The 24,709-nt window shown below is 38.0% G+C and carries 29 protein-coding genes and 5 tRNA genes; 6 read left to right on the top strand and 28 right to left on the bottom strand.

The genetic code is table 11. The features are described 5' to 3' along the window. Positions 1 to 100: 100 nt before the first annotated feature. From rplA to FZ945_RS00375, 11 genes are all read right to left on the bottom strand, one after another. Positions 101 to 802 carry a 50S ribosomal protein L1 gene (gene rplA, locus FZ945_RS00425; protein ID WP_103567742.1) on the bottom strand — a complete coding sequence of 234 codons (702 nt, stop codon included), beginning with the start codon at positions 800 to 802 and terminating at the stop codon, positions 101 to 103. Between the two features lie 59 nt (positions 803 to 861). Beyond that, positions 862 to 1,287: a 50S ribosomal protein L11 gene (gene rplK, locus FZ945_RS00420; protein WP_021092996.1), complete on the bottom strand. Its 426-nt coding sequence runs from the start codon at positions 1,285 to 1,287 to the stop codon at positions 862 to 864. Positions 1,288 to 1,297: 10 nt separating this feature from the next. Further along, the gene (gene nusG, locus FZ945_RS00415; RefSeq protein ID WP_180385147.1) at positions 1,298 to 1,831 is read right to left on the bottom strand and encodes a transcription termination/antitermination protein NusG; all 534 of its coding nucleotides are present in this window, start codon (positions 1,829 to 1,831) and stop codon (positions 1,298 to 1,300) included. An 11-nt stretch (positions 1,832 to 1,842) separates the two neighbouring features. After that, complete coding sequence (secE, locus tag FZ945_RS00410) at positions 1,843 to 2,022, bottom strand: preprotein translocase subunit SecE (RefSeq protein WP_002941070.1); 180 nt, start codon at positions 2,020 to 2,022, stop codon at positions 1,843 to 1,845. 17 nt (positions 2,023 to 2,039) lie between these two features. Next, positions 2,040 to 2,115: transfer RNA gene (locus tag FZ945_RS00405), tRNA-Trp, on the bottom strand. 19 nt (positions 2,116 to 2,134) lie between these two features. Continuing rightward, positions 2,135 to 2,293, bottom strand: coding sequence for a 50S ribosomal protein L33 (gene rpmG / locus FZ945_RS00400; protein ID WP_002941157.1), 159 nt, complete (start codon positions 2,291 to 2,293; stop codon positions 2,135 to 2,137). A 53-nt stretch (positions 2,294 to 2,346) separates the two neighbouring features. After that, positions 2,347 to 3,546, bottom strand: coding sequence for an elongation factor Tu (gene tuf, locus FZ945_RS00395; protein ID WP_002941132.1), 1,200 nt, complete (start codon positions 3,544 to 3,546; stop codon positions 2,347 to 2,349). Between the two features lie 72 nt (positions 3,547 to 3,618). Beyond that, positions 3,619 to 3,693: transfer RNA gene (locus FZ945_RS00390), tRNA-Thr, on the bottom strand. A 124-nt stretch (positions 3,694 to 3,817) separates the two neighbouring features. Further along, positions 3,818 to 3,894: transfer RNA gene (locus tag FZ945_RS00385), tRNA-Gly, on the bottom strand. 7 nt (positions 3,895 to 3,901) lie between these two features. Continuing rightward, a tRNA-Tyr gene (locus tag FZ945_RS00380) sits at positions 3,902 to 3,986 on the bottom strand. Positions 3,987 to 4,038: 52 nt separating this feature from the next. Continuing rightward, a tRNA-Thr gene (locus FZ945_RS00375) sits at positions 4,039 to 4,114 on the bottom strand. A gap of 258 nt (positions 4,115 to 4,372) precedes the next feature. On the opposite strand from FZ945_RS00375, the gene FZ945_RS00370 reads away from it, so the two are divergent. Beyond that, entirely contained in the window at positions 4,373 to 4,621 is a 249-nt protein-coding gene (locus FZ945_RS00370) for a hypothetical protein (protein ID WP_002941090.1), read from the top strand. On the opposite strand, the gene FZ945_RS00365 is transcribed toward FZ945_RS00370, so the two are convergent. From FZ945_RS00365 to hemB, 12 genes are all read right to left on the bottom strand, one after another. Continuing rightward, the gene (locus FZ945_RS00365; protein ID WP_148801707.1) at positions 4,618 to 5,244 is read right to left on the bottom strand and encodes a transglutaminase-like cysteine peptidase; all 627 of its coding nucleotides are present in this window, start codon (positions 5,242 to 5,244) and stop codon (positions 4,618 to 4,620) included. The two genes, FZ945_RS00370 and FZ945_RS00365, sit on opposite strands and share 4 nt — an antisense overlap. Further along, on the bottom strand, positions 5,237 to 5,872 hold the full coding sequence (locus FZ945_RS00360; RefSeq protein WP_021085439.1) for a response regulator transcription factor: 636 nt from the start codon (positions 5,870 to 5,872) through the stop codon (positions 5,237 to 5,239). The genes FZ945_RS00365 and FZ945_RS00360 overlap by 8 nt, the downstream gene beginning before the upstream one ends. Before the next feature lie 17 nt (positions 5,873 to 5,889). After that, complete coding sequence (locus tag FZ945_RS00355; RefSeq protein WP_148801705.1) at positions 5,890 to 6,387, bottom strand: DUF5416 family protein; 498 nt, start codon at positions 6,385 to 6,387, stop codon at positions 5,890 to 5,892. Further along, positions 6,387 to 7,853, bottom strand: coding sequence for an HlyD family type I secretion periplasmic adaptor subunit (locus FZ945_RS00350; RefSeq protein ID WP_021092966.1), 1,467 nt, complete (start codon positions 7,851 to 7,853; stop codon positions 6,387 to 6,389). Before FZ945_RS00350 ends, FZ945_RS00355 begins: the two co-directional genes overlap by 1 nt. 2 nt (positions 7,854 to 7,855) lie before the next feature. Further along, entirely contained in the window at positions 7,856 to 9,994 is a 2,139-nt protein-coding gene (locus tag FZ945_RS00345) for a type I secretion system permease/ATPase (RefSeq protein WP_103574047.1), read from the bottom strand. Between the two features lie 3 nt (positions 9,995 to 9,997). After that, complete coding sequence (locus FZ945_RS00340) at positions 9,998 to 11,947, bottom strand: bifunctional diguanylate cyclase/phosphodiesterase (RefSeq protein ID WP_148801703.1); 1,950 nt, start codon at positions 11,945 to 11,947, stop codon at positions 9,998 to 10,000. Beyond that, on the bottom strand, positions 11,944 to 12,603 hold the full coding sequence (locus FZ945_RS00335; protein WP_103636458.1) for a transglutaminase-like cysteine peptidase: 660 nt from the start codon (positions 12,601 to 12,603) through the stop codon (positions 11,944 to 11,946). The genes FZ945_RS00340 and FZ945_RS00335 overlap by 4 nt, the downstream gene beginning before the upstream one ends. Positions 12,604 to 12,623: 20 nt before the next feature. Continuing rightward, positions 12,624 to 14,303 carry a TolC family outer membrane protein gene (locus tag FZ945_RS00330; RefSeq protein ID WP_148801701.1) on the bottom strand — a complete coding sequence of 560 codons (1,680 nt, stop codon included), beginning with the start codon at positions 14,301 to 14,303 and terminating at the stop codon, positions 12,624 to 12,626. Positions 14,304 to 14,414: 111 nt separating this feature from the next. After that, on the bottom strand, positions 14,415 to 15,776 hold the full coding sequence (hemN, locus tag FZ945_RS00325; protein WP_148801699.1) for an oxygen-independent coproporphyrinogen III oxidase: 1,362 nt from the start codon (positions 15,774 to 15,776) through the stop codon (positions 14,415 to 14,417). Then, a complete protein-coding gene (locus FZ945_RS00320; RefSeq protein WP_103558393.1) occupies positions 15,769 to 16,254 on the bottom strand; it encodes a DUF2603 domain-containing protein in 486 nt (161 codons plus the stop codon). The genes hemN and FZ945_RS00320 overlap by 8 nt, the downstream gene beginning before the upstream one ends. Continuing rightward, positions 16,251 to 17,168 (bottom strand): ornithine carbamoyltransferase, encoded by a 918-nt coding sequence (argF, locus tag FZ945_RS00315; RefSeq protein WP_148801697.1) that lies wholly within the window; start codon positions 17,166 to 17,168, stop codon positions 16,251 to 16,253. Before argF ends, FZ945_RS00320 begins: the two co-directional genes overlap by 4 nt. Position 17,169: 1 nt before the next feature. Beyond that, a complete protein-coding gene (gene hemB, locus FZ945_RS00310; RefSeq protein ID WP_148801694.1) occupies positions 17,170 to 18,141 on the bottom strand; it encodes a porphobilinogen synthase in 972 nt (323 codons plus the stop codon). Between the two features lie 68 nt (positions 18,142 to 18,209). Between hemB and ribA the strand changes: the two genes are divergently transcribed. Genes ribA through htpX form a run of 5 tightly spaced genes read left to right on the top strand, consistent with a single transcriptional unit; the run spans position 18,210 to position 20,764 of the window. Beyond that, entirely contained in the window at positions 18,210 to 18,773 is a 564-nt protein-coding gene (ribA, locus tag FZ945_RS00305; RefSeq protein WP_103648043.1) for a GTP cyclohydrolase II, read from the top strand. Continuing rightward, positions 18,773 to 19,339 (top strand): 16S rRNA (guanine(527)-N(7))-methyltransferase RsmG, encoded by a 567-nt coding sequence (rsmG, locus tag FZ945_RS00300; RefSeq protein WP_148801692.1) that lies wholly within the window; start codon positions 18,773 to 18,775, stop codon positions 19,337 to 19,339. Before ribA ends, rsmG begins: the two co-directional genes overlap by 1 nt. After that, a complete protein-coding gene (locus tag FZ945_RS00295; protein WP_009294554.1) occupies positions 19,336 to 19,530 on the top strand; it encodes a hypothetical protein in 195 nt (64 codons plus the stop codon). The genes rsmG and FZ945_RS00295 overlap by 4 nt, the downstream gene beginning before the upstream one ends. After that, positions 19,527 to 19,889, top strand: coding sequence for a hypothetical protein (locus FZ945_RS00290; protein WP_148801690.1), 363 nt, complete (start codon positions 19,527 to 19,529; stop codon positions 19,887 to 19,889). Before FZ945_RS00295 ends, FZ945_RS00290 begins: the two co-directional genes overlap by 4 nt. Positions 19,890 to 19,897: 8 nt before the next feature. Next, positions 19,898 to 20,764 (top strand): zinc metalloprotease HtpX, encoded by an 867-nt coding sequence (gene htpX / locus FZ945_RS00285; protein WP_107937306.1) that lies wholly within the window; start codon positions 19,898 to 19,900, stop codon positions 20,762 to 20,764. Between the two features lie 774 nt (positions 20,765 to 21,538). Here htpX and FZ945_RS00280 read toward each other — a convergent pair. The 5 genes from FZ945_RS00280 to pgp2 are packed head-to-tail and all read right to left on the bottom strand — an operon-like array spanning position 21,539 to position 24,585. Then, positions 21,539 to 21,880, bottom strand: coding sequence for a hypothetical protein (locus tag FZ945_RS00280; protein WP_187424136.1), 342 nt, complete (start codon positions 21,878 to 21,880; stop codon positions 21,539 to 21,541). 50 nt (positions 21,881 to 21,930) lie between these two features. After that, a complete protein-coding gene (locus FZ945_RS00275; protein ID WP_148801686.1) occupies positions 21,931 to 22,362 on the bottom strand; it encodes a peptide deformylase in 432 nt (143 codons plus the stop codon). Between the two features lie 9 nt (positions 22,363 to 22,371). Beyond that, positions 22,372 to 23,385, bottom strand: a complete 1,014-nt coding sequence (locus tag FZ945_RS00270) for an alanine racemase (RefSeq protein WP_148801684.1) — start codon at positions 23,383 to 23,385, stop codon at positions 22,372 to 22,374. Then, on the bottom strand, positions 23,378 to 23,617 hold the full coding sequence (gene cmeU, locus FZ945_RS00265; protein ID WP_009294264.1) for a CmeU family protein: 240 nt from the start codon (positions 23,615 to 23,617) through the stop codon (positions 23,378 to 23,380). The genes FZ945_RS00270 and cmeU overlap by 8 nt, the downstream gene beginning before the upstream one ends. Positions 23,618 to 23,619: 2 nt before the next feature. Beyond that, positions 23,620 to 24,585: a cell shape-determining L,D-carboxypeptidase Pgp2 gene (gene pgp2 / locus FZ945_RS00260; RefSeq protein WP_148801682.1), complete on the bottom strand. Its 966-nt coding sequence runs from the start codon at positions 24,583 to 24,585 to the stop codon at positions 23,620 to 23,622. Between the last annotated feature and the right edge of the window lie 124 nt (positions 24,586 to 24,709).

The following is a 24,709-nucleotide window of genomic DNA, read 5'->3' as shown; positions in this document are numbered from 1 at the left end:
TTCTCCTTTCCGACCGGTAATTTCAAGCAGAGCGGGTCGAATCAATTAAGCCCAGTGGCCTCGGCTATCTCCAATCTAAGATATAAATTTGTCTAAATTCTTATTTTAAGTCCATAACCTCTTGAGTATCAAGAGTTACAGAAGGGCTCATTGTTAATGACAATGAAGCATTTTTTACATATCTACCTTTTGCAGTCGCAGGTTTATGCTTATTAATAGCTTTAATAAATGTTGAAATATTTTCATTTAACTGCTCTTTAGTAAAATTGACCTTACCAAGACCTGCATGTATATTTCCTTGCTTATCAACACGGAAATTTACTTGACCACTTTTTGCATTATTAACAGCTTGTGCAACATCCATTGTAACTGTTCCAGTTTTTGGATTTGGCATTAAACCTTTAGGTCCTAAAATTCTACCGACTTTACCTACAAGACCCATTAAATTTGGAGTAGCAATAAGAACATCAAAATTCATTACACCTTTTTGGATATCCTCAACTAGATCATCAGCACCAACTATGTCAGCACCAGCAGCTTTTGCCTCATCAGCTTTAGCGTCTTTTGCTATAACAGCAACTCTTACAACTTTACCTGTACCAGCTGGCAAAACAACTGAACCACGAACCATTTGGTCAGCATGTCTTGGATCAACATTTAATTTCAATGCAATCTCAACTGTCTCATTAAATTTAGCAGAAGCTAAAGTTTTAACTGTATCGATAGCCTCACTAAGGTTATAAATTTTATCTTGCTCTACTTTTTTGAGCAATTCTTGAAATCTCTTACTAGTTTTTCCCATAAATTTCTCCGCATATAAATTGCTTCCGTCTTTTGAAAATCAACCTGACGGTAAAGGTTTTAGTCTATTACTTCGACACCCATTGAACGAGCTGAACCAGCAATAATCTTAGCTGCTTGCTCTTTATCGTTTGTATTTAAATCAACAAGTTTTTTCTCAACTATTTCTAAAACTTGAGCTTTTGTTAATTTACCTACTTTATTTTTTAAAGGATTATCTGTTCCTTTTGTTATACCCGCAGCCTTTTTGATAAGGTCTGTAGCAGGTGGTTGTTTTGTGATAAATGTAAAACTTTTATCAGCATAAACAGTAATAACAACTGGGATATTAAATCCAACCATATCTTTTGTTTTTTCATTAAAGGCTTTACAAAATTCCATAATATTAACGCCTTTTTGTCCTAATGCTGGACCAACTGGCGGGCTAGGATTTGCTTTTGTTGCGGCAATTTGTAATTTTATTTCACCTATAACTTTTTTAGCCATTTCTTGCTCCTTAAATTATCTTCTCAACTTGTGAATACAAAATATCAACAGGGGTACTTCTACCAAAAATAGAAACATTGAGTCTAAGCTTGCCATGTATCATATCGTATTCTTCAACAATACCTGTAAAGTTAGCAAAAGGACCTTCTGTTATGCGAACGCTTTCACCATCCTCAAAAAATATTTTAGGTTTTGGTGCCGCTCTTTTTTGAACTTTCTCCAAGATAGTATTTATATCTTTTTCAGTCAATGGTGTAGGCTTTTTAGCCTCACCGATAAAACGTCCAACCTTTGGCAAAGACTGAATCTTATGCCAAAGAGCTGTATCAAGATCTAAACATGCAAAAGCATATCCAGGATAAAGAGTTCTTTCATTAATTTTTTGCTTACCGTTTTTTATCTCTATTACGTCTTCTGTAGGAACGATAACTTCTTTTAGTTGATCTTCAATACCGTGGTCTCTAACTAAATTTTCAATTCCTCTTTTTACTGCCATTTCGCTACCAGCGTAAGTTTGTATAGCATACCATTTATGTGACATTATTTTTCCTTATCCTATATAACTTTAGAAAGAACAAAGGACATAATAACATCAACAAGAGCTAAAAAAAGTGAAACAACAGCGACCACGATAAAAACTGCAATAAAAGCATTTCTAATTTGTTCTTTAGTAGGAAAGATAACTTTCATTATTTCCAATTTAGATAGCTTTATATAATTTATAAATTTTTCCATAATCTTAACCTTAATTGTGGCAGGGCAAGAGGGATTCGAACCCCCAACCATTGGATTTGGAATCCAGCGCTCTACCGTTGGAGCTATTGCCCTAATAGCTACTTATTCTTAATTAGCTTTTTAACTTAACTTCTTTATGAACAGTATGTTTTTTTAATCTTGGGCAATATTTTTTGAGCTCAACCTTATCTGTAGTGGTTTTACTGTTTTTTGTAGTAGTATAATTAATATCACCACACTCAGAGCATTTTAAACCGATTTTAATTCTCATATATATTCCTTATAGAAAGCCAAAGGGTTTCCCCTTTGGCATAATTTTATAAATTAACCAAGTATTTTTGAAACAACACCTGAACCAACAGTTCTACCACCTTCACGGATAGCAAAACGAGTACCTTCTTCAAGTGCAACTGGAGCTATAAGCTCAACAGAAATTCTTACGTTATCACCTGGCATAACCATCTCTGTGCCTTCTGGTAATGTAATAGAACCAGTAACGTCAGTTGTTCTTACGTAGAATTGTGGTCTATAGTTGTTAAAGAAAGGAGTATGGCGACCACCCTCTTCTTTAGTTAGGATATAAACCTCACCCTCAAATTTTGTGTGAGGAGTAATTGATTTAGGTTTGCAAAGAACCATACCACGTTCAACATCTTCTTTTTTAGTACCACGAAGAAGAACACCAACGTTATCGCCAGCTTCACCTTGATCCATCTCTTTTCTAAACATCTCAACACCAGTAACTGTTGTTGTTTGTGTAGGTTTGATACCAACGATTTCTATAGTGTCACCAACTTTAACAACACCTTTCTCAATTCTACCTGTTACAACTGTACCACGACCTGAGATTGAGAAAACGTCTTCGATTGGCATAAGAAGATCTTTATCTGTAGCACGAACTGGAGTTGGGATATAGCTATCAACTGCATCCATTAGTTCCATAATTTTTGCTGACCATTCACCATCTTGTCCAGCTTTTGCCTCTTCAAGAGCTTTAAGTGCTGAACCAGAAACTATCGGAGTATCATCACCTGGGAAGTTATACTCGTTAAGTAGTTCGCGAATTTCCATTTCAACTAGTTCAAGTAACTCAGCGTCATCAACCATATCTGCTTTGTTCATGAAAACAACAATGTAAGGAACACCAACTTGGCGAGATAGCAAGATGTGCTCTCTAGTTTGTGGCATTGGGCCGTCTGCTGCAGAAACAACAAGAATAGCGCCGTCCATTTGAGCAGCACCTGTAATCATATTTTTTACATAGTCGGCGTGACCTGGGCAGTCAACGTGAGCATAGTGACGTTTCTCTGTCTCATACTCAATGTGTGAAGTAGCAATTGTAATACCACGCTCTTTCTCTTCTGGAGCATTATCAATATTATCATAATCTTTTAGCTCAGCAAGACCTTTGCGTGAAAGAACAGCAGATATTGCAGCTGTTAAAGTAGTTTTACCATGGTCAACGTGACCGATAGTGCCTATGTTTACGTGTGGCTTGTTGCGTGAAAATTTTTCTTTAGCCATCTTTTCCTCCGTTATGATATGTGTCTTTATCTAATTCAAATTCGTATAGTAATATAAAATCATATAAACCAGTGGAGCTCATAGCGGGACTTGAACCCGCGACCTCTTCCTTACCAAGGAAGTGCTCTACCTCTGAGCCATATGAGCGAAAAACGCTTGGCTGAGATGATTTTAATCAACATACAAACAACTAAAAATTCATGAAAATAAAGATGGAATAACTGTGTTTAGTAAAATCTAGATACAGCTCCCAGTTTACTTTCCCAAATTTTGGAGCGGGAAACGGGGCTCGAACCCGCGACCCTCAGCTTGGAAGGCTGATGCTCTAGCCAACTGAGCTACTCCCGCATAACAATGGTGGTGAGACGTGGATTCGAACCACGGAAGACATAGTCAGCAGATTTACAGTCTGCCCTCGTTGGCCGCTTGAGTATCTCACCTTAAACATTAATAAGTTATTTTGGTATTTTCTGGTCAAACACTGTTACAAAATGGAGCTGGTGAACGGACTTGAACCGCCGACCCACTGCTTACAAGGCAGTAGCTCTACCAACTGAGCTACACCAGCACCTGTTTTGTGAAGTGGCAATTATAGCCCAAAACAAAATAAAAGTCAAGGAGATTTTGAAAAATATTTCATCTAACTTTTTTTGCAATCAAAACTAGATGAAATTTACAAAAATTTCAAAAACAGCCCACTAATCTGAGCCACTTTTACCAAAAATCGAAAATAAATTTTACATATATAAAATTTCATATTTTCATAGTTTTATTTTTTTTAAAAGCTAAAATTTCTATAATTACGAAAAATTACAAAGGATTTAATATGCAATTTTTACCTTGGGCGGTAATTTTACTGCTAATTTACGTGATCTACTTCTTAATGATCCGCTATGAAAAAAAGATAGCGACGCTAAGTAAGATGATCGAGCAAAACAGTGATGGTATCAAAGAAAATAGAGACCTTATAGGTCAAAACAGATCACTAATCGAGAAAAATAAACATAACATTGAGAAAAATACTAAAGATATTACAACAAATGTTGAAAAAATAGACATCGACTTGGAAGATTAATTCTTCCAAAATTTCTCTTCTTTTTCCTTTTTTATCAAATTTTCGTAAGTTTGCATTCTTATATTTAAAGGCTCTAAATTTATGCCATCTTTTTTTATCTTAAAATATTTCCCGTCCATCAAGCAATACTCTAGCACCAGGTCGTAGCGCTTCGAAAGTGGCAAAACTCTAAAGCTTAGATTATCAAGTATCAAAGGCTCTTTGTGCAAATTTTCCCAAACAGCTAGCACCATATGATATTTTTTAGTATTTTTTTCCTGAACGACTAGAAGACATTTTTGATTATCCACACCAAGATCTTTTAGGCTATCACGCTTTGATATCGCGTACTCCTCGCAGTCTCCGCCACCTCTCCTTAAAAACTCGCTCCTAGTGCTCCACACATCGACATTTGTATTGTAAAAATCATCATATCTTGGCATCAAAGAATTTAAGTATGAATTTATGAGTTCTAGCTTTCTTATAAAGCTTTCGTGTTCTATTTTTTTCATAAAATTTGCATAGTGATTTAGGATATTTTTGCAAATTTGATTTTTGCACTGAGATATATTTTTTGGAGAAATTTCAAAATTATTTGCAAAAAGTGAAGAGACAAAAAAGAAAAGAAGCAAAATTTTACGCATGTAGCTGCTTCATCAAAAGCACAAGACCTATTCTATCTTTCACATTTAGTTTGCTATAAATCGACGTGGTGTGTGCCTTTACTGTCCTTAAAGTAATACCTGTTTGCTCTGAAATTTCATTGTTTGTTAGACCTTGATAGATTAAGTTTGCGATCTCTTTTTCACGTGAGCTAAGCTCGCTTAGATCAGACTTTTTCTCTAAAGTTTCACTTTCATTATTTATATATGAGCCAGTTAGCTCTCCGATCATCGCTTGGATAAATTCTGGATAAAGCCAAACTTTGCCATTTAAAATCGTCTCAAAGGCATCTTCAAAGTGAGTTTTTCTCATGTGTGAGTTTGCATAGCCCTTAACGCCAAGTGCTAACAGATGTTTGCCTTCACTAAATTTTGGTTCGTTTGCGAGGATTAGACATTTTATATTTGGAAAACTTTCATGAATGGTTTTAATATTTTCATCAAGGCTATCTTTAAAAGCATTTGTGTCGATACCGACGATATCAACCTCGTCGTTTAAATTTGCAAAAAAATCCTTTTTATTGTGAGTAAATTTCACATCGTCATCTGAAAAATACCCTCGCCAAAGATTATTAAGCGAACCATTTTGAGTAAAAAAAACCACATTCATAACCATATTTCCTTATATCACATATAGGTTTGCTCGTAAATTTTTGACTCATTTACGAATACTATCACGTGGCGCTCCTTGCCACTATTTGCCTCAAATTTATAGCTAAAAGTGGATAAGAATTTCTCAACCACTTCTTTGCCTTCTTTTAAAAAGATACTCATCTCAAAACAACCATTTGATATGGCATATCTATATGGCACACTAAGAGATAGTAAATTTAGATCAAAGTCCAAGCTATCGCTACTTTCATCGTAGCCGCTAATAGATATCTTGATGCTCTTTATAAGCTCATCTTTAATCTCTACGCCAGATAAATTTATGCAATTTTCTCTTTTTAAATTTACTATCTCATCAAAGCTTTTTTCACAGTCTTTAAAGAGAAATTTAACGATCCCTCTTCCGATTAGATCGCATATTTTGCCATCATTTAAAATGACAAATTCATCAGCCAACTTCGCTCTTGAAATTTGATATTCGCTAAAATTTCGCTCAAAGCTAGCTGATTTTTGCATTATCGCTCCGTTAAAGCGTTTTGTTTTGCTTTTAAGATAGGTTTTAGCAGATAGTCAAGTATAGTCTTTTTACCAGTGATAATATCAGCTGAAACTATCATACCAACCTTGATCCTAAGTGGTTTCTCCTCGCTACCAAGATAGTTTTTCTCAGTTTCTATCCTGACTAGATAGTAGCTCTCGCCTGTCTTTTCATTTGTCTCAGTATCGGCACTGATCTGCGTTACTTTACCTTTTAAGCCGCCATAAATACTAAAATCATACGCCGTAAATTTAACCATCGTATCAAGTCCAGGTCTTAAGAACGCAACGTCAGCTGGCTTAACCTTTACCTCAGCGATGAGTTTATCTTCTAGTGGGACGATCTCTGCGATATTTTCACCTGGCTTGATGACGCCAGAAACTGTATGCACCATCATCTTACTAACGATACCATTTACTGGAGATCTCACATAAGTTCTTTCGACCCTGTCGCTTAGGCTGATTTGCGACTCGTTTATCCTTGCGATCTCAGCAGAGACTTCGTTTAGCTCTTTTTTTGCATTATTTTTAAACGCCAGCTTTGCCTCTTCTATCTTATTTTTCGCCTCTTTTATGGTTGATTCGACCCTTGGCACGGCAAGCACAGATGCGTCAAGCTCGCCCTTTAGGTCATTTACACGTCTTTGAAGCTGGATATACTCGACCTCACTAACAAGACCTTTTTTAAAGATAGGCTCCATGATCGCTTTTTCTTTTAAAACAAGGTTATAACTATTTTGAGTTTGAGAAATTTTATTTCTAAGCTCGGTTAGCTCACTTTGGCGCTGGTGAATTTGCTCTGTTAAAATTCCTATTTGCTCGTTTAGGTGATCGATGTTTGAGTTATGCAAACTTATCTCGTATCTTACAGCTTTGCTATTATTCGCATCTCTTGTTTCGTTGTAGTCAAATTCTTTATCATTTGCTTCAGCATCAAGCCTCATAAATTTAGCCTGAAGCTCATCAAGTCTTAGCTTTGACTCGCCGTAACTACTTGTAAAGTTTTTATTATCAAGCCTGATTAAGATCTGATCTTTTTTAACCTCATCGCCCTCTTTTACAAAAATTTGATCTACGATACCGCCCTCAAGATTTTGTATCGCTTGGTTTTTACCTGATGGGATGATCTTGCCACTACCTCTTGTTATCTCATCTATCTGTGCCCATGAAGCCCACAAAAGTAGCCAAAATACAGTTATACTAACTGCATAAAGTATCTTTTTTGAGGTTGATGGAGCCTTTGCTAAAACCGCTTCTGAGAGGCTTGACATAAATTTTAAGTCATAGGCATCGTAGTTTTTAGCTTGGATGTTTGACTTGATGCCATCTACGCTATTTAAAATTTGATCCCCAGCGCTCTCTTGCTCTTTTATGTCGCTTTTTTGAACTGGCTTTTCGTCTGGCTTTAAATTTTCATTTTGTTGATTTTTTATATCTTCTTGCATAATCACTTCCCACTAAGTCTAGCTAAAACTTCGTCTCTTGGACCATCTAGTAAAATTTTGCCGTTATCCATCACTATGAGTCTATCTACAAGATCGAGCATCGATGTTCTGTGAGTTACTAAAATCATAGTTTTATTTACGGTATTTACCTTTAAATTTGCTTTTAGCTTGCTCTCAACTGTATTATCAAGCGAATTTGTAGGCTCGTCAAGCAAGATGATAGGACTATCAAGCAAAAATGCCCTAGCCACGGCTATACTTTGACGCTGACCGCCACTGATGCCATCGCCTCTTTCAAAGACAGGCATATCAAAACCAAGTGGGTGAGCATTGACATATTCATCGACGCCACTTACCTTAGCCGCCTTAATGATCTGCATATCATCGACATAAGGAGCTTTTTGAACGATATTTTCTCTAACCGTTCCCTTAAATAGCACAACATCTTGTGGCACGTAGCCGATATTTCTTCTAAGGTCGGCTGGGTCTATTTGATTTATATCGATACCATCAATTAGCACTGAGCCCTCAGTCGGTGCGTAAAGACCTAGGATTATCTTTTGCAAGGTTGTCTTACCAGAGCCATTTCTACCGATGATGCCTACTTTCTCACCCGGCTGAATGACAAAATTTATCCTATCAAGTGAGCCTTTTGTGGTGTCTGGATAAGTAAAGCTAACGTTTTTAAACTCTATCTTGCCATCAAAAGAATTTCTTCTAACAAATTTCTTGCCCTCAGGTCTTTCAACTGGCATCTGCATGATCTTGCTAAGGCTTTGATAAGCTGTCTTTGTCTGCTCGAAATTTGCAGCTAGTGAGGCTACTTGACCCATAGGCGCAATCGCACGAGAACTAAGCATAACAGCAGCGATCAAACCACCCATAGTAAGGTGCGTATCTTGTATCATATAGACACCAAGAACGATGATGGCGATAGTATTTAACTGCACCAAAAACGACGTAACTGTCGTTATTGAAGTAGTGATTATTTTTGATTTGATACTTCTATTTGCTATCTCACCAGTCGCCTCTTCCCAGTTCCACTGCACATGGCCGCTAGCACCAAGAGTTTTAATGGTCTCTAAGCTGCTAAGGCTCTCTATCAAAATTCCATTTTTCATAGCTGAAGCTTCAAATGTGCTTTTAATCGCGTTTTGAAGCGGATCTTTTATAAAAAATGTGTAGCACAAAATAGCTATCATGATAACAATAGGCACAAGCACAAGGTAGCTTCCTATAAAGTAGGTAACTATCAAGAAGATTAACGCAAATGGTAGATCCACAATGGCAGCAAGCGACGCAGATGAGAAGAAATTTCTAACTGTGTCAAATTCTTTCAAGTTACTAGCAAATGAACCAACTGACTTTGGCTTATTGCTAAATTTCATATCCATTACGCGCTCAAACAAGATAGAGCTCATAATGATATCGCTCTTCTTGCCTGCGATCTCAAGAAAATATGAACGGACAAATTTTAAAAATAGATCAATGCCATAAACGACGCTCACGCCAAGTGCTAGAACCCAAAGTGTCTCAACTGCATTATTTGGCACAACGCGGTCATAGACGTTCATCGTAAAGAGCGGGCTTGCAAGGACAAATAAGTTTATGATAAAGCTTGCAACAACCACATCTAAATAAATTTTCTTAGAGCGCTTTAAAGTGCCCCAAAACCAGTGATCATTGCCAGCGTCGATAAGCTTTGTTGAGCTTGTATCTTCTGGGACAAATTCACGTTTTAGGTAGTAAGCATAGCCTAGATACTCATCTTTTAGCTTGCTTGTTTCTATCGTACTAGTGCCAGTTGAAAGATCAGGCGTGATGATGTTTGCCATCTTTTTGTCTTCGCTGAAAGATTGCAAGATGCACGCTTTTTTGCCTCTAAGCATCAAGATACAAGGCAAAACTAAAGGCGAAATTTGATCAAGGTCTTTTCTGACAAGCGTCGATGCAAAACCAGCACGTGAAGCTGCACGAGAAAATAAAGACTTCGAGCTCTTTAGTGAAAAAAGCTCAATTTCTTCGCCATCTTTTACAGGCAGACCGATAGTCAAAGCATCGGCACTATATGGGTTGTTATGAAGCTTGGTAAAGATCACCAAACATTGAAGCAGTTCGTCTTTTATCTTATCGCTATGCATCTATCATCCAATATTTTTGATTTCATCTATGTAAATTCCTTGCATATTTTTAATGCCAATCTCAATTAGCTTACTCTTTTGCTCTTCACTCTCAACACCAATCGCAATCAAAATGATATCTTTTGAGCTTAAAACAACATCTAGTGATTGTTTTGTGTTTGCTCCTGATTTATCACTTAAAAAGTCGATTAAGACGCTTGACTGGATCTTTACGTAGTCTGGATTAAATTCTTTTAGCTTCTCAATGCCTTTTGCGCTGAGTTCAAAGTGGTCAAATCCAAAACCAAAGCCGAGTTCTTTTAATTTTTTAGTAAGTCTAACTATACTTTCGATACTAATATCGTCTTTGTTTGGAATTTCTATATAGTTTTTATATTTTGAAATTTGAGCGATTTTTTTAAGTGTGGCTTCAAGTTTTGAGAAATTTTCATCCGAGCTTAATATCTCTTTACCCAAATTTATCGCCAAGCTTCCTTGAGGCAAGATATTTTCAGGCAAAATTCTAGCGATCCTGTTTAGGATATGAAGATCAAGCATCGCACCTAAATTTAGCTCATTTACCATTGGCATAAAGTATGATGCCATGCGCCATTTGCCCTCGCTATCAACTAGCCTTAGATAGAGCTCATACTGCTCAAAGCTTGAGTCAAAACCAACTACTTTTTGAGCTGCAAATTTAAATTTATCCTCTTTTATAGAGTCAAAGATAAGCTCTTTGTATTTCTCTTTGCCGATGACTAGGGTGTTTTGATTTGCATTAAATTCTTTGCAAGTAAAGCAGCCAGCCAGTCTTGCACTAGCTAAAGTAACGTCAGCCGATGTAAGTAGCGTCCTCATATCAGTGCTTGGCGAGTACTCGACAATAGCAGCATTGACTGGACATTCGCTATCATTTATAGAGAAATTTGCATAGAGTTTTTTAAACTCAGCCATGATCTTATCGTCTAAAGCTGAGAAATTTGATGAGTTTTTACCGTAAGAAAGCAAGATAAAGTCGTTGTCATTTAGCCTTGCAACGATCGCATTTTGGTCATTTTCGGTAGATTTTTCTTGTAAAATTTGAGCTATTTTTATGATGACGCTTTGCCATTTTTCAAAGCCAAGAACGCCTTTTAGCCCAGCTAGATCTTTAAAGCTAACAAGTGAAGCAACACCGCTTGAATACTCTTCACTTGCTAAATACTCACTAAATTTAGTTTGGAAAAATCTTCTATTATAAGTGCCGCTCATAGAGTCTTTATATAAAAGCTCTTGATACTTGCTAAGCGTAGCCGCCTCTCTTTCAAAGATGTCTTGAACCTTGCTAACCATCGAGTTCATGGCGAGCACCATCTTTTTAAGGTCGGTTGTAAATGGAATTCTCTTTTGGATGATAAATTTATTATCAAGTATCGCTTCAGCTTGATCCTGCACCTTAACAAGTGGTCTAAATATCGCCTTTAGGGCGAAAAATGCCACGACAAGAGCGATGATGATCATTAAAGCTAGAAAGTTAAAAATATTTTTTGAGTTTGAGTAAAGCTCATTGTAAGCAAGTGCTGTGCTACCTTGAACATAGAGTGTACCAAATTTTGCCCAGCCAGTCATGATCTCGCTAGTTGCAACAGGAGCTTCAAATTTAGCAATCTTATAAAACCACTCTGGGATATCTTTAACAATAGTTTGTTGAGAATTTTCTATAAGTACCTTACCATCGACATCTTCAAGTTTAATGAGCTTGTATCTGCCGCTATCAAACATAGAATTTATCATCGTTTGTGCTAAAGACATATCCTCAGGATCAACAATCGGCTTTAAAGCAAGTCCAAGTGAGTTTGCTGTGTGTCTTGCGTTTTCACCGAGCTGGTCGTTGATGTATCCATTTAGGCTCTTAAAATTTAAGTAGCCAACAGCCATAAAAATCACGATGCCAAAAGCTATCACAGCGATCATAATCTGTTTAAATAGCGTCATAAATCCTCTTTTCCTATCCTATCTATTAGTTCCATCCACTTAGGATTTTGTTTTTTATTTCCACCTGGTATTGCCTGACCAAGACCTTCTTGTTTTGCCAAGTATAGCGAATCACCGTTGAAACTATAAACTGGCACGAGGTCTGTTCTTTGCGTTGCGATTTTTATTTTACCATTTATGTTGTCTAAAATTAATGGAATAGACTTTGGTGTATCATAATATGCCAAAACCATATGTGCTTGGTTGTATCTTAAGGCTTTAACGTATGTGAAGTATAATTTTTGAGTTGGAATTCCAAGTTGCTTTAGGGTGAAATATTTTGCGATAACGTAATCTTCGCAGTCACCAGCGCCTTTTCCTACAAATTCCATTCTGGTAGCCCAGTAATCTTTTTTGTGCCAAAGTTGCATATCATCAACCCACCTAAAAGAGTTAAAAAAATCATTTACTTTTATTAATTTCTCTTGTTCGGTTGCATCTTGCAATGAAGTCATTAAAGAATTTAATGCCGATGCCCTTCTTCTTGCATCTTCTCCATAAATTTTAGCCACCTTTGCTATCGTTGTTTGTTTTACAAAATCCCCAACAGCATTTATTGCTAATAACGAAAAAAGGACGCTTAAAGTAAGCGTCCAAAATTTTGCTTTGACCCTCATGGTCATCACTTTTTAAATTTTTATCTTAAGTCGTTTTGAATACTGCAAGCGCCTTGAATATATCTCTTAGCAAAGCCTGGCTCAAAACTATCTGAAACCATACCCATGTTATCTAGCAATCTATATTTTGCATAAGATAGCGCAGTCTCAGTTGTAGCGATCTCTTTTAAAGCTGTGTTGTACTCGTTTTCTGCATCAAGTAGGTTGATAAGGTCACGGCGGCCGATTCTAAACTCATCTTGGTATGCATCAAGAGTAGCTTTTGAATATTCAACGTGTTGATTTAGATATCCCATTTTTTCTTGGTTAAGAACATAGTTTTGCCATGAAAATTCCAAAGACTCTTTAAGCTCTCTTACAAGGTTGTCCATAGTTTGTTGCTCTTGTTGAACAGCAAGTTGACTCTTCTCTTTGTCTAGCTTATCATTACCTTTGTTGTAAAGGTTATAGTTTAGTCTTAAAAGAGCATCAAATGTTTGCTCTTCATAATCATCATATAAAACATTTGAGTGATCATAAGCACCTGATACAACAAGATCTAGTTTAGGCAAAAATGGTGCATTTTTCTCTTTTACAACAGACTCTGCCATAGCGATGTTTGATCTTTGAACTAGAAGTGTTGGGTTGCAAAGAACAGCTTTGTCATAAACAGCCTCTTTAGTGCTTGGTAATGGCAGGTTAAACTCAGGCATTACTAGATTTTTAGCAGCAACTTTTCTTCCATATAGTTTTTCAAATGTAGAAAGTGCATCCTCGTAATTGTTTTTAGCAGCTACATAGTTTGATTGAGCCAAAGTATAGCGTGATCCAGCTTGTCTCTCTTCAGAAGCTACGCCATAACCTGATCTTGCTCTATCTTTGATTTGATTATAAATTTCTTCATGGCTTTTTACATTTTCTTCTTCAATGTCAAGAATTCTCTTTGTTTGAAGAACTTGTAGATAAGCATTTGCAGCGCTTAGTGTTAGTCTATCTGCAGCTTGAGCTACTGTGTAAGCAGCTGAGTCAAGTCTTGCGCTTTGAGAGTTGATTCTGTTTTTATCAGCGCCACCATTGTAAAGGTTTTCAACTAAAGTTAAAGATGCGCCAGATACTCTGCCATCGCCTCTTCTTGTTGAGATACCATCATCAAGACGTTTTCTCTCATATCCTACTCTAGCAGCCGCATCGAGTGTTGGATAGTAAGCATTTTTAGCTATTTTTAGATCTTTACCAACTTGTAAGTAGTTAAATTCTGTAGCTTTTAAACTTGGGTTTTCATTTAAAATAGTTTTTACAACTTGATCCAAAGTCAATACACTATCATCAGCTTGTGCTGTAGCTGCTGCTTTAGGCTCAGTTGATATAGTTTGCTCTATATTAGATTTCTTAGCTGATTTAGTATTTGTGACAGGTGACTTAGCTCTCATTAAAGCATCTTTGTAACCTGACTCATTTTGAACTTTAGCTAACAACTCATTAGCTTCATTTTCAGAAACTGGAGTTGTATCAACATATAAGAACTTTCTTCCACCAACTTCATAAACGCCAGTAGTTAGTCTGCTATCTGATATTTTGCTGTTTACTTTGCTAACAGCACTATCGATTCTAGCAGCGCTATCATTTTGAGCGAATGAAGCTAGAAAAATCCTATAAGGGACATCTTGAGCAGACAGCAGTGTTGCTGCGGCCAAAGCACTAATTGCTAACATCTTTTTCATAACTAGATCCTTTTACCTTTTATTGCCAAGCTTTTGCTTGACTTTTGGTGCGAATTATACACCAAGAAATATTAAACGTATTTTAAATATCTTATGACAAAAAAATAATTTTTATATCGTCTTAGAAAATCGCCTTAAATTCTCTGGAATTTTCTTAAGATACTCATCAAAACACATTGCAATATTTCGTATTATTAGCGTTCCTGTCTCATTTACGCTGATCTTATCTGTCGTAACATCGACAAATTCACTTAAATTCTTTAGCTCTTCAAGCTCATTTTTGAAATGTTCAAAGAAATTTATATGAAATTCATCCTCGACTGCCTTGATATTAAGCCCAAAATTGCTCATCAAACTCATGATCACACTTTTTCTAAGCAAGTCTTCATCGCTTAGATAAATTCCCTTTGCGTATGGGAGTTTTCCACTATCGATCGCTTTTTCATACTCATCCATATCTTTATGATTTTGCGCGTAGTGTCTTTTACACTCACCAATACTTGTCACGCCAATACCAATGAGATCAGCGCCGCCCTTTGTCGTATAGCCTTGGAAATTCCTATGCAAAGTGCCATTTGCCAAAGCGCCAAAAAGCTCATCATTTGGCTTTGCAAAGTGATCCATACCTATCATTTTGTAGCCATTTTTAGTTAAAAACTCAGCTGTAAATTTTAAAATTTCAAGCTTAACTTCTGGATTTGGCAGGGTTGTCTCATCAAATTTACGCATCGACTTTTTTATCCATGGCACGTGAGCGTAGTTAAATACCGCAAGCCTATCTGGATCAAGCGTGAGAGCCAGCTCAAGCGTCTTTTTAAAGCTCTCTAGGCTTTGATATGGCAGGCCGTAGATCAGGTCCATATTGATTGATTTTATGCCTTTTTCTCTAGCCATTTTTACGGCATTTTGAGTGATCTCATAAGGCTGAATTCTATGAATTTCTTTTTGCACCTTCTCATCAAAATCTTGCACGCCGTAGCTTATGCGGTTAAAGCCGTGAGATATGAGCACATCAAGCTGTTCGTTTGTCAAAAATCTAGGATCTATCTCGCAGCTTATCTCAGCCTCTTTTGAGAAATTTCTAAATTTAGCTTTTATGAGTTTGATGATCTCATCAAGTTGTTCGGCATTATAAAATGTCGGAGTGCCACCGCCAAAGTGCATCTGCAAGACCTCGGTGCTTGTATCTAGGTGTCGAGCTAAAATTTCAAGCTCTTTTTCTATATATCTTATATATCTCTCTTTGCGGTCCTCTTTGCTCGTGTAGATGACGTTACAGCCGCAAAAATAGCAAGCACTCCTGCAAAATGGCAGGTGCAAATAAAGCGAAAGTGGCCTTTTTTTATCGCGGTTTTCAAGCTCTTTTATATAAGCCTCATAGCTAAATCTATCACTAAACTCCGGCGCTGTCGGATAGCTCGTATATCTTGGCCCTGGCCTTGAATACTTCACATACGCACTAAAATCAATCATCTGCCCTGCTCCTTGCCATTTGGATCATCTCTTTTATATCTACAAATAAATTTGGATGCTCTTTTTTTATATTTTTTACTAATTTTTCAAGATCTATGTTAAACTGCCTGCTCTTTTTATCGTGAGCGATCTTTTTGATCTCATCCATCGCAACCACCCAAACATCGCTAAAATCAACTGGGATATTTTGCCAGATCGTCTTTTCAAGCCTCAGGTCAAAATTCTCTTTTTGCGTCTCTTTTAAGGCTTCTATCAAAGCTGAGAGCGATTGTACTGAAATGACCGTGTGTAAATTTTGATTTTCATCAATGCCAAACCACGGCTCTTTTGAGTCCCAAGAGCCACTTTTTAAATTTAAGATATGCTCGTTTGGATTTTTCGTTGAAACTATCTCAAAGACTGTTTTTTCAGGGCTACTTAGCCCAAGTGTAGTGCCGATCTCATCTATCTCATCATATATATTTTTCTCTTCACTCATTTTCTTCTCTCGTCTAACCAGACCATCACGCCTTTTTGGGCATGAAGTCTATTTTCCGCCTCGCTAAAAATTTCATCCGCGTGCCTCTCAAAGACCGCTTCGCTCACCTCGTAGCCTCTATAAGCTGGCAAGCAGTGCAAAAATATCGCATCTTTTTTAGCTAAGCTCATCAAATTTTCATCCACGCAGTATCCAGAAAAGTCTTTTAACCTCTTTTCTTTCTCGGCCTCTTGCCCCATCGATACCCAAGTGTCCGTAGTCACTACATCGGCACCATCTACCGCTTCTTTTATATCATTTGTGATAAAAATTTTAGCCCCTGAAATTTTTGCGTTTTCATTAGCTATTTTTAAAATTTCAGCATCCACTTCGTAGCCTTTTGGCGTAGCCACTCTTAGCTCAAGTCCTAGTTTGCTTGCTAGCATGAGCCACGAGTGGGTCATGTTGTTGCCATCTCCTACGTATGCGACCTTCTCGCCTGCGCTAATTTCAAGCATAGTTAGATAGTCTGCCATAAGCTGCACTGGGTGAAATTTATCGCTTAAGCCGTTTATTACTGGCACGCTTGAAAATTTAGCAAATTCTTCTAGTGTCTCGTGCCTATCAACTCTAAGCATCGCCATGTCGCACATCCTGCTTATCACTCTAGCGGTGTCGCGGATCGGCTCGCCGCGGCCTATTTGTATATCATTTTTACTTAAAAATAGCGCATATCCACCAAGCTCATGCATGCCAACATCAAAGCTCACTCTCGTTCTAGTCGAGCTTTTTTCAAATATCATCGCAAGCTTTTGATCTTTTAGATATGGCTTAAATTCTCTAGCCTTCGCCTCTTTTTTGATCTTGCGGGCTAAATTTATCATTTCTAAAATTTCATCTTTGCTAAAGTCATTTAGCGTCAAAAAGTGCCTCATCTTAGCCCCTTAAAATTTTAGCCGCTTCTTTTGCGTGATAGGTGATGATCAAATTTGCCCCTGCTCTTTTAAAGCCGATCAAGGTCTCCATCATAACGCGCTCATAGTCGATGATACCGGCTTTTGCGCCAGCTTTTAGCAGTGCGTACTCGCCACTTACGTTATAGACGCAAAGTGGCAGAAGTGTCAAATTTCTAAGCTCTCTAACGATGTCAAGATAGGCAAGCGCTGGCTTTACCATCAAGATATCAGCGCCTTGCGCCTCGTCTTGCAAGCTCTCGTTGATCGCCTCCAAGCGGTTTGCGCTGTCCATTTGGTAGCTCTTTCTATCACCAAAGCTTGGAGCGCTTTGTGCCACATCGCGAAATGGTCCGTAGTATGCTGAAGCAAATTTAGTCGAGTACGCCATCACTGGTAAATTCTCAAAGCCATTGCTATCAAGCGCCTCTCTTAGCGTTGCGATGATGCCATCCATCATGCCGCTTGGTGCGATCATGTCGGCGCCATTTTGAGCATGCACCAAGGCTTGCTTAGCTGAAATTTCAAGCGTTGCGTCGTTGTCGATGGTGTTATGCACGTGGTCGATTATGCCGCAGTGGCCGTGGTCTGTGTATTCGCAAAAGCAAAGATCTGTTATGACAAATAAATTTGGAAATTTATCTTTTATGGCTCTAAGCGCAGTTGCGATGATGCCGTCGTTGCTTAGTGCGTCGCTACCAACGCTATCTTTTAGGCTTGGTATGCCAAATAAAATGATCGATTTTATGCCTAAATTTACTATCTCTTCACACTCTTTTAAAATTTCATCGATACTCATTTGATAAACACCTGGCATCGAAGCGATCTCGTTTTTAACGCCCTTGCCCTCGACTACAAAGAGCGGATATATGAAGTCATTTACGCTAAGGCTAGTCTCTCTTACCATGTCTCTTAAAGCTGGATTTATTCTTAATCTTCTAAAACGTTTAAACATATTTTTGCCTTTTCTTTGTTAAAATGCGTGATTTTTAGCTAGTTTAGCACAGTTGGAGTAAATTTAAAATGAAAATAGAAATTTCAAACGCAGCAAATCTACCCTCAAGATTTGGTACTTATAAGGTTCAAGCATTCAAAGAAGGGGCAAAAGAGCACCTTGCGATCTATAAAGAGCCTTTAAGTGAAGTGGTAAATCTTAGAATTCACTCTGAGTGCCTAACTGGCGATGCGATCGGAAGCCTAAAGTGCGACTGTCGCGACCAGCTCGAAGCGAGCCTAAAATATATCGAAGAAAATGGCGGCATGGTCATCTACCTGCGTCAAGAGGGCAGAAATATCGGGCTTTTAAACAAGATAAACGCTTACAGCCTGCAAGACAAGGGCTTTGACACCATTGAGGCTAATCACCAGCTAGGTTTTAAAGCCGATGAGAGGACATATGAAGTGGTTGATTTTATCCTAAATCACTACGGCATAAAAGAGGTAAATTTACTCACAAATAACCCTTTAAAACTTCACGGACTAAGCTCGGTAAAGATCGTAAAACGCGTGCCTATCGTCATAAAACCAAATAAATTTAACGAAGGCTACTTAAAGGTCAAAAAAGAGCAAATGGGGCACATCTTGTGATGAAAAATGAGCTCTGCTTGCCAGCTTATTTTGATGAAAAAGTAAAGGCTTATGCTCAAATTTTTGCTAAATTTAACAAAGTTCATAGCTTAAGCAACTATAAAGATATAAGCGAGCAGGTGCTTGATAGCATAAAGCCGCTTGAGATTTTTGACCTAAGTGCCAAAAGTGCGATAGATGTTGGTAGCGGAGCTGGCTTTCCAGCGATATTTTTAGCGCTTGCGATGCCTCAAACGAAGTGGCATCTTTTTGAGCCGATAGCCAAAAAGTCATCATTTCTAAGCTACGCTAAGATCGAGCTTGGTTTGCAAAATTTAGAAGTTCATAGCCAAAAGATCGAGCTTGCAGATAAATTTATGGCTGATCTCATCACCTCAAGGGCGCTTAGCAAGACAAAAGAGCTTATAAAAATTTGTGAGGGATTTTATGATGAGAGCACTAAATTTCTCATCTACAAGGGCTCTAGCGTCATGGATGAAATTTCAGGCATCAACGCGCAAATTTATAATGAAAAAAACAGAAACTACATATTTTTTAATCTCAAAAATCAAGGGGAGATACGTTGAAATACTTGCTTTTTGTAGCGATTTTGGTTGCGATTTACATCATATTTTTTAAAAATAGAAAAAAAAGCGACAAGATAAGCACCAGCAACTTCGAAGAGTGCAGCAAATGCGGTGTCTTTAGCGACATCGATCAAATGGTGCTAAGAGACGGAAAATACATCTGTAAAGAGTGCATAAAGGGCGAGAGATGAAAATTTTGGGTGATGAGCTGATCAAATTTGAGCCGCTGTTTCTTTGCAAAAGCGAAGATGAAATTTCAAGCGGCAGGCAAAATCTCTTTAAATTTGATAGAAATTTGATAAAAAAAGCGTTAGGTCTTAGCGCTAGCTTTAGCGTTTTTGTCTCAAATTTAAACGAAGCGATCGTCGCAAACGCCGCTGGAGCAAAATTTATTATTGCCGATATTACGCTAGCAAAAGATCTAGCTGCGGTTGCGAGTGAGTATCTATTTGACGCACTTGTGGCGGTTTTGATAGAGAGCGAAGATGAGCTGGAAAAGCTTTGCAAGCTCGGCATCGACGCAGCGATCTTACCAAATGCTATAAAATAAGGACAAAAATGGAAATTTTCAAAACCGCTTTTTTAATGGTTGCTTTAATGCTAGTTTTCATCGCTGTTGGCGGCTACGTGGGCGGCGAACAAGGCATGATGATCGCCTTTTTGATGGCAGCTGGCATGAACCTATTTTCTTATTTTTTCAGCGACAAGCTCGTGCTAAAAAGATATAACGCCATCCCAGTCGATGAGAGCAACGCTCACGGCCTTTACGAGATCGTCTCACGCCTCACACAAAAGGCGAATTTGCCGATGCCAAAAATTTACATCATCCCAGAAGAGGTGCCAAATGCCTTTGCCACAGGCCGCAACCCAAGCCACGCAGCCGTCGCAGTTACTGAGGGGCTTTTAAAAATTTTAAATGAAAATGAAATCGAAGGCGTACTAGCTCACGAGCTAAGCCACGTAAGGCACTACGACATCCTAACTGGCTCAGTTGCTGCCATACTAGCTGGGGCTATCGCAATGGTCGCAAATTTTGCCAAGATAGGCACCCTCGCCGGTCAAAATCAAAACTCGCAGCGAAACGCCAACCCAGTGATTATGCTAATCATTGCCGTTGTGATGCCTCTAGCTGCCACAGTCATCCAAATGGCGATCTCAAGGGAGCGCGAATACAAGGCGGACAAAGGCGCAGCCTATCTAACAGGGCACCCAGAGTGGCTAGCTAGCGCGCTAACAAAGCTTGAAAACTACTCGAATTCTTACGTCATGCAAAACGCAAGCGAGCAAAGCGCGCATATGTTTATCGTAAATCCATTTGGCTCGCTAACTAGCAAGCTTAGCGTGCTTTTTAGAACGCACCCAAGCACTAGTGACAGGATCGCTGAGCTTCAAAGGCTAGAACAAGAGATAAAAAGAGGTATGTAGATTTTAGCCCTTAGTAAAATTTGGGCTAAATTTTTTGTTTTTTGGTTTAAATTTTAAATATAGTAGTCAAATTTTAAGGCGAGTATTTCGCTCTAAAATTTGAGCTAAGCTGTTGGCGAAGTTAAAATTTAGCAGTCGCTCATGCAAGCGTGTGAGACTTTAACAAATTTTAAAATTAAAGCTGGCATATCACGGCTCTAAATTTAGTGCTAAACATGGTGAAGCCTAAATTTAGTAGTCTGCCAAGGCGAGTGAGTAAAGTTTTAAAATTTGCAAAATAGCTTTATCAAGTCAGATAAGTGTCAGCAAATTTTAAAATTTCATGAACGAGTAATTTCGACTCTAAAATTTGAGCTAAGCGATAAGCGAAGCCAAATTTTAGTAGTCAATCCTTGCGAGCGAATGGAATTTTAAAATTTGCAAAATAGTAAATTTCTATTCTTTAAAATACAGACTTTATTTTTTAGGTTCTTTTATTCAAAAGGGAGACAAGGGGACTTGAATTACGAAGCCGTCCCCTTATCTCCCTTTAGATCCCACAATCCCCTCGCACGTTCAAGGTGCATGCCCCAGTGCTAACGCACTGCATGCGGTCTAAAAACTCTGACAAATTTTAAAATTTCATGAATGAGTAATTTCGGCTCTAAAATTTGAGCTAAGCTGCAGACTAAGCCAAATTTTAGTAGTCAATTCTTGCGAGTGGGTGGAATTTTAAAATTTACAAAGCAACTTACAGAAATTTACAACCCAAAAACTGAAATTTAACCCCAAATTTCACTGAAGTCTCTTGCAGTCTTCATCTTTTATAGTGTATTCAAAGATTAGTTCGCCGTTTTCTGAGTAGAAAATTTCATCCAAGCTAACGCCGATGCTTAGCATATTTAAAATTTCTTTGTCCTTGCAAGCAGTTCTTAGATTCTCTTTTTTTATAGCCTCGATAAATTCCAAAAGCTCTTTTTCTTCAAGCCTTTTGATCTCTTGCTTTCTTGCGTGTTTAACGACGTATCTGTAGATGAGCGTGTCGCCAACGTTTAAGATATCGTTAAGCGTTAGCGTCGGCGTGCAGATAAATGGGAGCTTTTTTTTGTAGTATGTTGCGTGATTTTTCGCTGCCATATCTGGCGTCAGAGCCAGAGCTAGCGAGCAAAAAACCAGAGCAAAAATGGCTACTCGCAACTACTCTTATCCAGCTTCAAATCAAAAAGATGCCTGCCCTCAAAGCCATAGCTACCACTTAGCGTGATGCCGCGATTTAGCGCAGCTCTTGCCATGCCTGAGTTGCAAAGCGCCTTTTTTCCGTTTTGATAAAATTCATCTTTTAAAGCCGAAATTTGAGCCTTGTTATAGCCTTTTAGCTTCTTTGTCTTGGTCTCATTTAAGACAAACTCGCCATGTATATTTAGCCCGTCGCTGCTTACATCTTTTAGCGTGATCATCTCATCGACCCTGCTTGGTAAATTTGGCTTTGCGGTTTGGACGACAAAGGCTGGGATCTGCTTTGTATCAAGCTGATTTAGTATCTGCTCATAAACTTTAAACTCACTCTCCTGCGCGCCAAAAGCAAGGCTTGCAAGAGCTAATAAAACGATCTTTTTCACATATTACCTTTATATAAATTTTCTAGTGATATTTGGCGAGAGTTTGACCAAGATGTCGTAGTTTATCGTGCCAAAAAAGTTAGCCCAGACATTTGCGTCCTCAAAGACACAGACCCACTCGCCACTATCCTTGCAGCTAAAGCTATCCATCGAAATTTTGCCAAGTATCAGCTCACCGTTTGCAAGCCTTAGCTCGCCAAGTCCATTATATCTTAGCAGTCCGTCGCCATATCCAAGATCATAAGTAGCGACGTTTATATCATCTTTTGCTATAAATTTAGCCCCATATCCCACGCTTTGACCACTTTTTAAGACCCGCCTGCTGACGCGCTTTGCCCAAAGTGAAAGCACTGGCTTTAAATTTAAAGAGCTATTAAACTGCGCATATCCATACTGAGCGATGCCCACGCGCACCATCTCATCTTTTATCTCGCTCGCTCTTTCAAGGGCGGCTGAGTTGTGAGAGTGAAAAATCGGTTTTTTTATACCAAACTCATAACAAAGAGCTAAAATTTTCGCTTTTGCGGCGTTAAAATTTTCTCTTTGCACGAAATAATCAGCATTTAGCTCATCACTTGCGCGAAAGTGAGTATAAGCGCCAAGAAGCTCTAAATTTCTTCTGGCTAAAATTTCAAATGCATAATCAAGCTCGCTTATATCAAGCCCATTTCTATGCATGCCAGTGTCGATAGCAAGGTTGATTTTTGTATTTTCTTTTATCTTTAAAAGTGCGTCTATGTCGTTTATGGCGTAGGTAAATTTAGCGCTCTCATCGCCTGTTGGGATGTGCGAGAGGATCAAGATATTTTCAAAGATATCAGCGATCTCATTTGCTTCACACTCGCTCTTTACAGCGCAGTTTTTTATGCCAAATTTCTTAGCCTCGCTAGCTATGAGCCTTGCGCCGTGCCCATAAGCGTTATCTTTTAGCACTACGATAACATTTTCTTTTCCGCCAGCTTTGTCACAAATTTTAGTTAGATTGTGGATGTAAGCTGCTTTGTTTAGGCGTATCTCAGACATTAAAATTCACATCATAAGCTTTATAAACATCAGGCAAGAGCTTTCTTACGTTGTAGTCAAATGCATAAAATTTAGCGTAAATTTCTTTTAGATCAGCCTCTTTAACCTTGCTAAAGTCAAAGACATCAGTGCCATTTTTCTTTGGCACTTGGCGGTCAAGCTCAGCAAAAAATGCCGACCTAGCCTCTAAAATTTTCTCTATCTTCTCTTTTACTTCTTGAGATTTTTCCACTTCTACTCCTCTATAAAAATTTTCATCTCATCGCCATAAAGCTTGACATAAAGGGTCTTTTGACCTGCAAATTTATGCGTATCAGCAGCGTAATCCTCATAAAAACTCACGCGAAAGAGCTTGTCGTTTTTAAGATTTGGATAAGGTGTGATGAGAAAATTTGAAAAAGAGATATGTTTTTTCTCTTTTTTAGAAAAGATAGCTCGTTTCATATTTTTAAAATTTTCTAAGCTCATGCCGTCATATCGCTCAAAATCTTTATCATAAAATTTCAAATAGCTATCAATGTCACTCTCACTCCAAGTCTTTTTCCAGTTAAGAATTCCAGAGATGATCACCGCTATGTCGTTCACGCTTGCTTCTGGGCGCTTGTCTTCGTAGATAAATGCGAGCGTTTTTTTATGGTCTATAACTTCGTCAAATTTCATCAAGATGTCATTTTGCATAGCCACACAGCCCTTTGTCTTTAGCTCATCTGTCCTTTGACCATCAAGCGGATAGCCATGTATCCAGATGCCGCTGCCATTGCGTTTTGCAAGTTTATCAAGCAAATTTGGATATGAAAGAGAAAAGGCAAGAGGCCCCAAGTATCTATCATTTGGCGTAAATCTACGTGTGAGCTGATAGACACCAACTGGCGTTCTTAGATCGCCCTCAAGCAGTTTGTCGCCGTTTTTGCCAACAATGACGCTTGAGCTAAATAGTTTTTTTGTAACGCCGTCTTTATAAGAGATGACTTCAAGCTCTTTATCAGTCTTATCAACCACGCTTAGAAGTATCTCGTTGTCGTAATATCCGTATCTAACGTCCTTGTCTTTGAGCTTTTTTAGCCAGTAGTCCTTACTTAAAATGTTTTTTTCAATGGCTTCTATGACAGCAGATGGGCCATTTTTTAAGTAAATTTCTTCGTAATTTTGGGCAAAAAGACAAGGCGCTAACGCGATGAAGAAAAGTAGTATCTTTTTCAAATGAAGTGTCCCAAAAAGTAAAATTTAGTGCGTAATTATAACCTAAAAAATTTCAATTTTTAAATTTTAAAGGGAATTTTAGTTTCTTTATATGTATAATCTGAAAACCATTATTAATTTACCA

The sequence above is a fragment of the Campylobacter concisus genome (genome assembly GCF_902460535.1).
GTDB lineage: Bacteria > Campylobacterota > Campylobacteria > Campylobacterales > Campylobacteraceae > Campylobacter_A > Campylobacter_A concisus_AS.
Note: the sequence above shows the minus strand (reverse complement) of the source record. Positions and strands in the feature narration are given on the sequence as shown.

Bases quoted from the DNA above. Each gene is read 5' to 3' on its own strand.
- rplA (WP_103567742.1), bottom strand. From the start codon at position 802: ATGGGAAAAACTAGTAAGAGATTTCAAGAATTGCTCAAAAAAGTAGAG.
- FZ945_RS00335 (WP_103636458.1), bottom strand. From the start codon at position 12,603: ATGAGGGTCAAAGCAAAATTTTGGACGCTTACTTTAAGCGTCCTTTTT.
- FZ945_RS00345 (WP_103574047.1), bottom strand. From the start codon at position 9,994: ATGCATAGCGATAAGATAAAAGACGAACTGCTTCAATGTTTGGTGATC.
- hemB (WP_148801694.1), bottom strand. From the start codon at position 18,141: ATGTTTAAACGTTTTAGAAGATTAAGAATAAATCCAGCTTTAAGAGAC.
- FZ945_RS00270 (WP_148801684.1), bottom strand. From the start codon at position 23,385: ATGTCTGAGATACGCCTAAACAAAGCAGCTTACATCCACAATCTAACT.
- FZ945_RS00340 (WP_148801703.1), bottom strand. From the start codon at position 11,947: ATGACGCTATTTAAACAGATTATGATCGCTGTGATAGCTTTTGGCATC.
- secE (WP_002941070.1), bottom strand. From the start codon at position 2,022: ATGGAAAAATTTATAAATTATATAAAGCTATCTAAATTGGAAATAATG.
- FZ945_RS00355 (WP_148801705.1), bottom strand. From the start codon at position 6,387: ATGCAAAAATCAGCTAGCTTTGAGCGAAATTTTAGCGAATATCAAATT.
- rplK (WP_021092996.1), bottom strand. From the start codon at position 1,287: ATGGCTAAAAAAGTTATAGGTGAAATAAAATTACAAATTGCCGCAACA.
- tuf (WP_002941132.1), bottom strand. From the start codon at position 3,546: ATGGCTAAAGAAAAATTTTCACGCAACAAGCCACACGTAAACATAGGC.
- rsmG (WP_148801692.1), top strand. From the start codon at position 18,773: ATGAAAAATGAGCTCTGCTTGCCAGCTTATTTTGATGAAAAAGTAAAG.
- hemN (WP_148801699.1), bottom strand. From the start codon at position 15,776: ATGATTGATTTTAGTGCGTATGTGAAGTATTCAAGGCCAGGGCCAAGA.
- htpX (WP_107937306.1), top strand. From the start codon at position 19,898: ATGGAAATTTTCAAAACCGCTTTTTTAATGGTTGCTTTAATGCTAGTT.
- FZ945_RS00360 (WP_021085439.1), bottom strand. From the start codon at position 5,872: ATGAATGTGGTTTTTTTTACTCAAAATGGTTCGCTTAATAATCTTTGG.
- FZ945_RS00280 (WP_187424136.1), bottom strand. From the start codon at position 21,880: ATGGCAGCGAAAAATCACGCAACATACTACAAAAAAAAGCTCCCATTT.
- FZ945_RS00370 (WP_002941090.1), top strand. From the start codon at position 4,373: ATGCAATTTTTACCTTGGGCGGTAATTTTACTGCTAATTTACGTGATC.
- ribA (WP_103648043.1), top strand. From the start codon at position 18,210: ATGAAAATAGAAATTTCAAACGCAGCAAATCTACCCTCAAGATTTGGT.
- FZ945_RS00320 (WP_103558393.1), bottom strand. From the start codon at position 16,254: ATGAGTGAAGAGAAAAATATATATGATGAGATAGATGAGATCGGCACT.
- argF (WP_148801697.1), bottom strand. From the start codon at position 17,168: ATGAGGCACTTTTTGACGCTAAATGACTTTAGCAAAGATGAAATTTTA.
- FZ945_RS00290 (WP_148801690.1), top strand. From the start codon at position 19,527: ATGAAAATTTTGGGTGATGAGCTGATCAAATTTGAGCCGCTGTTTCTT.
- rpmG (WP_002941157.1), bottom strand. From the start codon at position 2,293: ATGAGAATTAAAATCGGTTTAAAATGCTCTGAGTGTGGTGATATTAAT.
- FZ945_RS00330 (WP_148801701.1), bottom strand. From the start codon at position 14,303: ATGAAAAAGATGTTAGCAATTAGTGCTTTGGCCGCAGCAACACTGCTG.
- FZ945_RS00365 (WP_148801707.1), bottom strand. From the start codon at position 5,244: ATGCGTAAAATTTTGCTTCTTTTCTTTTTTGTCTCTTCACTTTTTGCA.
- FZ945_RS00350 (WP_021092966.1), bottom strand. From the start codon at position 7,853: ATGCAAGAAGATATAAAAAATCAACAAAATGAAAATTTAAAGCCAGAC.